This is a genomic window from Bartonella gabonensis, from assembly GCF_903679515.1.
Classification (GTDB): Bacteria; Pseudomonadota; Alphaproteobacteria; order Rhizobiales; family Rhizobiaceae; genus Bartonella; species Bartonella gabonensis.
Map to the genome: position 1 here is coordinate 1 of NZ_CAHOYM010000048.1, position 8,358 is coordinate 8,358.

Annotated in this window: 6 protein-coding genes; 2 read left to right on the forward strand and 4 right to left on the reverse strand. The window is 36.8% G+C overall.

The annotated features are described in order from the left end of the window. Window positions 1-2 precede the first annotated feature (2 nt). Window positions 3-782: a peptidoglycan-binding domain-containing protein gene (locus tag HWX04_RS07360; RefSeq protein WP_246257580.1), complete on the forward strand. Its 780-nt coding sequence runs from the start codon at window positions 3-5 to the stop codon at window positions 780-782. A 229-nt stretch (window positions 783-1,011) separates the two neighbouring features. Here HWX04_RS07360 and HWX04_RS07365 read toward each other — a convergent pair whose 3' ends face one another. From HWX04_RS07365 to HWX04_RS07380, 4 genes are all read right to left on the reverse strand, one after another. Then, window positions 1,012-1,242, reverse strand: a complete 231-nt coding sequence (locus HWX04_RS07365) for a hypothetical protein (protein ID WP_175869498.1) — start codon at window positions 1,240-1,242, stop codon at window positions 1,012-1,014. A 1,288-nt stretch (window positions 1,243-2,530) separates the two neighbouring features. Continuing rightward, on the reverse strand, window positions 2,531-5,197 hold the full coding sequence (gene ppdK / locus HWX04_RS07370; protein ID WP_175869499.1) for a pyruvate, phosphate dikinase: 2,667 nt from the start codon (window positions 5,195-5,197) through the stop codon (window positions 2,531-2,533). 190 nt (window positions 5,198-5,387) lie between these two features. Further along, the gene (locus HWX04_RS07375) at window positions 5,388-6,044 is read right to left on the reverse strand and encodes a DsbA family protein (protein WP_175869500.1); all 657 of its coding nucleotides are present in this window, start codon (window positions 6,042-6,044) and stop codon (window positions 5,388-5,390) included. Between the two features lie 83 nt (window positions 6,045-6,127). Further along, complete coding sequence (locus tag HWX04_RS07380; RefSeq protein WP_175869501.1) at window positions 6,128-6,628, reverse strand: DUF721 domain-containing protein; 501 nt, start codon at window positions 6,626-6,628, stop codon at window positions 6,128-6,130. A gap of 206 nt (window positions 6,629-6,834) precedes the next feature. On the opposite strand from HWX04_RS07380, the gene mutY reads away from it, so the two are divergent. Continuing rightward, window positions 6,835-7,890 carry an A/G-specific adenine glycosylase gene (mutY, locus tag HWX04_RS07385; protein ID WP_175869502.1) on the forward strand — a complete coding sequence of 352 codons (1,056 nt, stop codon included), beginning with the start codon at window positions 6,835-6,837 and terminating at the stop codon, window positions 7,888-7,890. The last annotated feature ends 468 nt before the right edge of the window (window positions 7,891-8,358 follow it).

The window sequence follows — 8,358 nt, forward strand, 5'->3', positions numbered from 1 at the left end:
GTATTGTTATCACTCTTCTTCTTATAATTTTTCATTTTATTTTTTGGATAGCAAAAACTCTTTATTTCTATACACGAAAAAATACTTTATTTTTTGTTGGCTCTCTCCTTTTTAGTATTAGTTTTTTATTTGTTGCCTTTAATGCTTTATTTTCGCAAATAATACCACATCAAAATATTTTAACTCAAATGAACTTTTCTTCTACTCAAAATATAGGAAAAAGCTCTGATTTATCTGAGAAAGAAGCAAAATTACAAGACCCCTCTCGTGCAACTTTATTACATTCTCCAAATCATCCCCAAACAAATTCACCTTTTTCCCCTCAATCAGCAAGCATTCTGGAAAAGCAAAAAGAACTCGCAAAATTAGGACTTTATGATGGACCTTTAGATGGACTGGAAGGACCTAAGACGCGTCGTGCTATCGCTCTATGGAAACAACAAACCACTCAAAAAATGCAAAACGACGTTTTACCCAATACCGCAACAGATGAAATTGCGATCTTAATTAAACAGAGCGAAATAGAAATAGCAAATAATAAAATAACAAGAAATATAACAAATTCAAAAGAAGCTATTTTAGATCCTTCTATTGAAGATATTTTACAGGTGCAAAAAGCTTTACAGAATTTTGGTCATGAGGAAGTTATTGTCACAGGAATAGAAGATAAAAAGACCATAGAAGCCTTAAAACAGTTTCAAAAAATGTTTGATCTTCCTGTCACGGGAAAAATTAACCGCACAATTTTAATGAAAATGCGTGAAATTGGTTTATTAAATTAAAGCTAATCGTCAATATTATAAAAAATAATATATTGATTTATAATGATAATTTATCATTTTCTTGTTTAATGCCCCTTGAATACAAAAATATTTCTTCATCGCAAACCTTTGTATATTAAATAATCAGGATGGTTTTCTTATACATTACATGTTGAGCCATATAATTTGCTAGAAAGAGACTCATGATCGGTTGGAGAAAAAGGAAATCATTGGGAGAAAGTCAACACATTTATTTTAGAATTTTTATTGCTTCTGATGATAAAGGAACACGAAATTCTGTTGTTGCATCACGCCTTTCTTTCATATTCCCGAGCCAGAAATTATCTATATTTAATGTCCATTTGATTTTGTGAATATGATGCAAAGGATATCTACGAACACCTTTAAGAATAACAAGACAAAAAGCCAGTTGTGTTATGGTCGTTGTTTCGCGAAGTGGTTTTATAAAAAGCCAGCACATTTCTCCAATCCATTACTGGAAAGTTTTATATTTTATGGCGTTGTTTTCTAAAAAAAACTTGTTTTTGTTGTGGCTTGTAAATCAGCATTCAAACCTCATTCAATCGCATGTTTGGGATAAAAACTAAGGTGTATTTTCTCTGCTGTTATAGCTTTTGTATGCCAAATGGGGGGAGAGTGTGTATATCTCTGTTTGTGTATTCTTAAAACAGAGAGGCAGCTTAATTTGAGCAGAATATAAAGTTTTAAGAGTAGAAACCACTTCCCATTTTGACCATTTTCTTTTCATGTAGCTTTACGATTTTCAAAGACATCTAAAGCTGTACCTTCTTTTAAAGAATGGAGATTACCTATTACCTCACGCTTTTGTTTATCACATGTTTTTTTGGCTCACATCCCCTCACGTAAAACAAAACGTCCCAAACGGAATATACTTTCCCATTCACGGGGTTTTCTTTAAAGAAACATCGCTCAAAGTACCCAAGCCCATTTCGCAACAATACCCGTGAATACTATAATCGCAGCTCTACTGTACGCTATCATCTTTACACTTGTAAAGAAGCAAGCTAGCATCATTCCACACTCTGTCCCTTCCTTCAACGTTGCAACAGCTCTTAGGACTTGAGACAGAAGCATATCTTTGCTTTAGTTTTTTTATCTACGTGGTTCTCCTCGCCTGTAAAAAGCAAAAAAACATAGTTTTGATCGATTCAATTATAACAGAAATTGAAATGAAAAAATCTGATGATGTTTGAGGTTCTCATTCAATATGATAAATTACAATTATCATTATAATCAATATCTTATGTAAAATTTATATTCCTTCATAAGCGTAAAGATGGTGCGCACAGTGGTTTTTATAAACTCTGAAGAAATTTATAATTACAGGGAGTTTTAGATAATCCCATTCCACGAGTGATAACGTGAAATAGGTTAAGAGACGTTTCTTAAAAACAGCCCATAAATGTACAAAATAAATGTATTTGTTTGACGCTTTCTGTTTTGCGAGAGGCGTTTCCTCTGTCAAAAAGAAAACGCATGAATTAACTGCATAATAGCCGCCACTCTCTATCAAAAGATCCGTCCATACTGAAAGTATATTAATAATAACCCTTTGTTTTATCTTGCTTTATATTTTTTCTCATAAACCTTTCAAAAATATACTTTCTCACATGCTATAACTTATAGTGCTTTCTAGCAGTGCTTTTATTTTCTTTAAGGAAGGAAATAAAAGACTGTACATAAAAATCTATTTCGTTGATAATGATACAATAAAAAATATTAATCGATTATATCCTTTTTGCTATTGCAGCCTGTGCTGCTGCTAAACGAGCAATTGGGACTCGAAAAGGAGAACACGAAACATAATCTAGGTTATTTTCTTCACATAAAGCAATAGAAGCAGGATCGCCTCCATGTTCACCACAAATTCCCAATTTTATTTTTGCACGCTTTGAGCGTCCACGCTGTGTAGCAATAGCAATCAGTTCTCCTACACCATCACGATCAATAGATACGAAAGGATCTTGTTCTAAAAGGCCTTTTTGAAAATAAGTTGCCAAAAAAGGAGCCGCATCATCACGGGAAATCCCAAAAGTGGTTTGTGTCAAATCATTTGTGCCAAATGAAAAAAATTCCGCTGTTTCAGCAATTTCATCGGCTCGAAGCGCAGCCCTTGGAAGTTCAACCATTGTCCCAACCATATACTGAATAGTGCTTCCTTTTTCTTTCATCACTTCCTCAGCAACCTGATCAATACGCGCTTTTACAAAATCGAGTTCAGATTTAAGCGCAATAAGTGGCACCATAATTTCAAGCATAACAGGAGATCCAGATTTTTGAACAGCTTCCGCTGCTGCTTCAAAAATCGCCCGCGCTTGCATTTCAGCAATTTCAGGATAAGTAATGGCTAAACGGCATCCTCGTAATCCAAGCATAGGGTTAAATTCGTGTAACTGCTGTGCACGTTCAGCAAGCGCCTCAGCAGAAACCCCCATAGCTTTTGCAACTTCAAGAATTTCTGCATCGGTTTTTGGTAAGAACTCATGGAGTGGCGGATCGAGTAAGCGAATGGTCACAGGCAAACCACACATAATTTCAAATAATTCACTAAAATCTGAACGCTGCATTGGCAAAAGCTTGTCTAACGCTTTGCAACGTCCACTTTCATCATGACTTAAAATCATTTCACGCATGGCAACAATACGTTCACCAGAAAAAAACATATGCTCCGTACGGCAAAGACCAATACCTTCAGCCCCAAAAGAACGTCCCATACGGGCATCCGATGGTGTCTCCGCATTAGCGCGAACTCTGATCCGTCGCATCCCATCTGCCCATTCCATTAACTTTGCAAAGTCTCCGCCAAGCTCAGGCCGCAACATCGCAACTTTCCCTTTGAAAATTTCCCCACTTCCACCATCAATCGTGATAATATCACCCTTTTTAAAGCTTTCTCCTGAAGCAAGCAGCATATTTGTGTTATAATCAATTCGCACATTGCCAGCACCAGAAATACATGGCTTTCCCATCCCCCGCGCCACAACAGCAGCATGGCTTGTCATACCGCCACGCGTTGTTAAAATTCCTTCCGCAGCATGCATACCATGAATATCTTCTGGACTTGTCTCCACACGAACCAAAATAACTTTGCGCCCTTCTGCCGATGCCGTTTCTGCCTCTTCTGAAGTAAAAACAATTTCACCCGTTGCGGCTCCAGGAGAAGCTGGTAATCCACGTCCGATAACAAAACGTTCTGCTTTGGGATCCAGTGTTGGGTGTAGAAGTTGGTCAAGTGACTTTGCATCAATACGCATCACAGCCTCTTCACGACTTATTAACCCCTCTTCAACCATTTCAATTGCCATCTTGAGAGCCGCACGAGCCGTGCGTTTTCCTGAACGAGTCTGCAGCATCCATAATTTACCTTTTTCAATGGTAAATTCGAGATCTTGCATATCACGATAATGCTGCTCAAGTTTCTGCGCAATCTGACATAACTTCAAAAAAGCTTCAGGCATAATTTTTTCTAAAGAGGGCTTATTTGAACCAGCAACAATACGCGCATTTTCTGTAATATTTTGAGGCGTTCGAATACCCGCCACAACATCTTCCCCTTGCGCATTAACTAAAAATTCACCGTAAAGTTCTTTTTTTCCTGTCGACGGATTGCGCGTAAAAGCAACACCTGTTGCTGAATCTTCTCCCATGTTACCAAAAACCATAGCTTGCACATTCACTGCCGTTCCCCAACTTTCAGGAATGTTCTGTAAACGGCGATAAGTAACCGCACGTGCTGTCATCCAACTTGAAAAAACGGCTCCTATCGCCCCCCATAACTGTTGTTCAGGGTCTTGTGGAAAAGGCGTTCCTAATTTTTCTTCAACATAGGCTTTATAAGAAATAATAACACTCTTCCAATCATCTGCTGTCATTTCTGTATCAATAGTGTAACCATTGCGCGCTTTTGCTTCATCAAGAATCTCTTCAAAATACGAATGGTCTAGCCCCAAAACAACGTTAGAATACATTTGGATAAAACGCCGATAACTATCATAAGCAAAACGTTCATTATTGGCTTGTAAAGCAATCGCTTTTACAGTTTCATCATTCATGCCAAGGTTCAGCACTGTATCCATCATCCCAGGCATAGAAGCCCGTGCCCCTGAACGAACAGAAAGCAAAAGTGGTCTTTGTTTATTCCCAAACTCACGTCCTGTTTGTTCAGCAACGCGTCTTAATGCGTTCGTAACAGATTCCTGTAGCTCTTCTGGATATGATTTGTCATGGGCATAATAAAAATTACAAACTTCTGTTGTCAAAGTAAAACCGGGCGGCACTGGCAAGCCAAGATTACTCATTTCTGCCAAATTGGCACCTTTACCTCCCAGAAGATTACGCTCGCTTGCACTTCCTTCTGCGCTGCCATCTCCAAAACTATAAACCCATTTTTTCATTATACAAATCCTCCCATATCAGAATCAAAACATCATTCAATGTAAGCTCATTTAAAAACAATGATTTGATTCAAAAATTGGCAAAACAAAAAATACCGTTTCATAATCGCTTCATAAATACATAATACCAATCCTTCCAAAAGAGAAATGACCATAAGTCTCTCTTATTCACCTTTGGGAAGATTAAAATTCAGTTTTTAAGATAACCATCAATCACCGAAAAAAAGTCTTCTACGTTCATGGCACCTTCATATTTATCACCATTGATAAAGAAAGTAGGCGTTGCTGTGACACCAAGTTCTTTACCACGCTCAAAAGATGCATTCACTTCATCTAAAATGGACTGATTTTTCAAACACGCAGTAAAACTCTCATCTGTAAACCCCGCCATTAGGCTAATTTTTTTCAACGGTGTCAGAGCATCTTTCCCCCAAACCCACTCATTTTGTTTTTGAAATAAAACTTCTATCAAAGGAAAATAGCGATCTTCTGGAGCACATCGTGCTAACATAAAACCGGCTGTTGCTCGAGGATCAAAAGCATAATCACGGAAAATCAGTTTTACTTTGCCTGTTTTGATATATTTTTTACGAATTTGAGGAAGGATATCATTATAAAAATGTGCACAATGTGTACATGTCAATGAAGCATACTCAACAATGATGACTGGAGCATCCGCCTCTCCCTCAAAGCGATCCTTTACTTTACCCGATTGAAGAAGCTCAGCCATATCCACCGTTGCAACCGGTTTGAGATCACGTGCTAACGTAACTGTTATACTGTTTTGTACAATCGTTATGAAGAGAAAAATTATCCCGAAGGATAAAAAAGAACGACATTTTACCATAAATAATACTTTTCTGTTGTTATTAAACAAATAGGAATCCAATGCTTTCTCATATATTAAAGAAAAATATCTAAAATATCTTGCTATTTATGATTTTTTTCCGAGAAAATGCAACAGCCAAGTTGATAAAGTGATTGGCGTAAGCTTTTATCTTCAATTCCTTCTAGCATTTTTTCTACGCATTTTTTGTCTTGTTCGCTCAAAGCAGGCTTTAAAGGCCCATGATTCATAAAAACCGACATACTCCTTTGCTCAATCTTGATACGATCGATAGCAATATAGCCAAAAAATCCATTAATTCTATGAAGTAATTCCTCTGTTTCATGCATCAATTTTAACGCAGCAAATCCTTCACATGCGACAACAAGTGTTGCGGGCTTAAAAACTTCATCTTGATCCGCGCGACGTTTCCAAATAATTTTAAGGGGTATTGTATGTTCACTGATATCATCGCCCGCAATTTGTGGCCAATACTCTATAAGCGCAACATTAAGCCCTGTCCGTCTGCGTAAAACTGGATCAAGTGTTTTTAGTACCGTCTCAGAAAGAGAATAAAAAGCATGTTTTTTTAGTTGTTTTCTCATTTTAGATCATTGTTCAACCGTTTACTCAATGATAATCATTTGTTTCATCTAAAAATTATTGCCTTCCCAATTTATATAATATCAACAAAATAAAAATTCTCTTCTCACCAAAATCTCAACCATAAAAATAAAAGAGAAAAAAACATGGATTGCCAAATAAATGTTTTTCTTTTGCATTTTATACCTCTCTATGCTTGAAAACAATCATGTATGAAATTTCCTCGCACCTCCTTTCTTGGTACGATCAAAATCACCGACATCTCCCTTGGCGGATTACCCCTAAAGAGCAAAAACAAGGTATCCGTCCTGATCCTTATCACGTTTGGCTTTCTGAAATCATGCTTCAACAGACGACCGTTGAAACGGTTAAGCCTTATTTTGAAAAATTTCTGAAACTTTGGCCTGATCTTTTTTCTTTAGCAAAAGCCTCACAAGATGACATCATGAAAGCATGGGCTGGACTTGGTTATTATTCACGCGCACGTAATCTTAAAAAATGTGCAAAACAGCTTATTGAAAACTACGCAGGACAATTTCCACAATCTGTAAAAGCATTGCGAACTCTTTCCGGTATTGGAGATTATACAGCCGCTGCCATTGCTGCAATTGCTTTTAACCACCCTGTAGCAGTGGTTGATGGTAATATTGAACGTGTGGTAGCCCGTCTTTTTGCTATCACTTCAATATTACCAAAAGCAAAAGCTGAAATTAAAGAACAAACACAAAAAATTATTGCTTTAAATCGTCCTGGCGACTTTGCTCAAGCAATGATGGATTTGGGAGCAACAATTTGTACTCCACGCAAACCATCTTGTTCTATCTGCCCTCTTCAAAATTTATGCAAAGCGGCAAAGATGCAACAAACGGAATCTTTTCCAGTCAAAGCTCCTAAAAAAGAACGTCCTTCAAAAATAGGTATTGCTTTTGTGGTCCTTAACAAAAAGAGACAAATTTATTTGGAAAAACGACAGACGCAAAAACTCCTTGGTGGAATGACCCAAATTCCTAATAATATTGGCATAAACAACAAAAATGGGCTCCAAAACGCACCCTTTACTGCCAATTGGCAATTTAAAGGACAAATTACCCATGTTTTTACTCACTTTTCTCTAAAACTCGATGTTTACTATACTGACGATATTCATGAAATGAATTGTGAAAATGGTCGGTGGTGCAACATTCAACATCTTGCCGATGAAGCACTCCCCACTGTTATGAAAAAAGCCATCGCCATAGCACTTCCCAATTCTTTCAGATTTTAATAACCTTCCCTATAAAATTTTGCTAACAGATATTTTTATATCTCTAACGACCATTTTTCCCTCTGTAAAAGAAAAATTTGAGGAAGTGAAATGATCAATTTTTTCTACAGACAAGAATTAAGAAGGGATAGAAAAGCTTAGATTTAAATTTCAGAATTCATCTTTTTTTCACTTAATAAAGGAGAAAACCAGTACCATCACACACTTTACCTGTCTCCAATGTTGTCTACAGCCCTTAGCTCTTGAGACGGTTCATAAAAGATACTTTTACTCCTTTCTTTAGCAATTTTTACTCACACGCCTTCCACTTATGACATGCAAGAAAGTGATTTTAATTGTTTCAATATAAAACAGATTTGAAATGAAAAAATTTGACGATATTCGGGGGCTCATTCAAGTTGAACAATTCAAAATTATCTTTATAAGTTAATATATTGCAATATTATACGCACATCCATAGATGTAAAT

Excerpts from the sequence above, each read along its gene's own strand:
- mutY (WP_175869502.1), top strand. The coding sequence starts at position 6,835 with ATGTATGAAATTTCCTCGCACCTCCTTTCTTGGTACGATCAAAATCAC.
- ppdK (WP_175869499.1), bottom strand. The coding sequence starts at position 5,197 with ATGAAAAAATGGGTTTATAGTTTTGGAGATGGCAGCGCAGAAGGAAGT.
- HWX04_RS07365 (WP_175869498.1), bottom strand. The coding sequence starts at position 1,242 with ATGTGCTGGCTTTTTATAAAACCACTTCGCGAAACAACGACCATAACA.
- HWX04_RS07380 (WP_175869501.1), bottom strand. The coding sequence starts at position 6,628 with ATGAGAAAACAACTAAAAAAACATGCTTTTTATTCTCTTTCTGAGACG.
- HWX04_RS07375 (WP_175869500.1), bottom strand. The coding sequence starts at position 6,044 with ATGGTAAAATGTCGTTCTTTTTTATCCTTCGGGATAATTTTTCTCTTC.